General features: G+C 71.3%; 1 protein-coding gene. It reads right to left on the reverse strand.

Going from position 1 to position 921, the window contains the following annotated elements; translation table 11 throughout:
* Positions 1-921: ABC transporter substrate-binding protein (locus I5G_RS15525; protein ID WP_022879877.1), on the reverse strand; the 921-nt coding region annotated here is incomplete at both ends.

Here is a 921-nt window from a genome sequence, read left to right on the forward strand (position 1 = left end):
GACCGCGATGCCGGCCTCGGTGGCCATGGTCACCAGGTGGGCGAACACCTCGGCGGAGTCGTCGTCCGCCGGGTCGTACGCGACACGGAGGACCGCGGGACGGTCGTCAAGAGCGGATCGCGCGCCGCCGATGTCGCTTCCCGTGCTCGGTGAGCCGTTGTCGGAGCTGAGCTGCTGGTACGTCTGCCCGGTCGCGGCGGACGAGAGGAACGACTGCAGCGGCCGGGCGTCCCCGCGCTGCTTCGGGAGGATGTCCTTCACCAGCGCGTCGCGATCGATGGAGAGGAAGACCGCCTTGCGCAGGGCGTCGGACGTCGTCTCCGCGAAGCGGAGCTGCAGCGTCTGCGCCGTCGGACCGGTGGTCACGGTCACATCGGCAGCTGTGAGCGTCTCGAGGTCGGTGGCATCCGGGTCGCCGATGTTGGCGATGTCGACCTCACCCGCGGCGAGGGCCGCGATCTGCGTCGCACGGTCGGGGTAGAACCGCACCGTGAGGCCCTCGAGTCCCGGATAGTGCGAGCCCTGGTAGTTCTCCCGCCGGACGAGCGAGACGGATGCGCTCGACGCCTCACCGACCGTCCACGGACCGGATGCCACGGCCGAGGCGACGTCGAGAGTGCCGTCCGCCGCGGCGTCGAACCCCGTGTTCCACGCGCGTGCTGCGGCGGTCAGGACGGGGTTGGGTGCCACGGGAGCGGCGGGGTCGCCCTCTGGGGTCGTCTGGATGGCCGTCATGAGTTCGCGGACGGTCACGCCCGCCTTGGCGGCGATCACGTGCACCGGGCGGTCGAGCAGCCACTGCCGGTTCCAGTCCGCGAACGGCTCGTCGTACGTCAGCGTCAGCGTGTCGGCGGCACGGTCGAGTGTGGGCCGGGTCGTGCGCGCGTTCGGGTCGGCCGGGCTCGACGTCTCGAAGTACCG

Source organism: Microbacterium sp. B19 (assembly GCF_000333395.1).
In the GTDB taxonomy this organism is placed as follows: domain Bacteria; phylum Actinomycetota; class Actinomycetes; order Actinomycetales; family Microbacteriaceae; genus Microbacterium.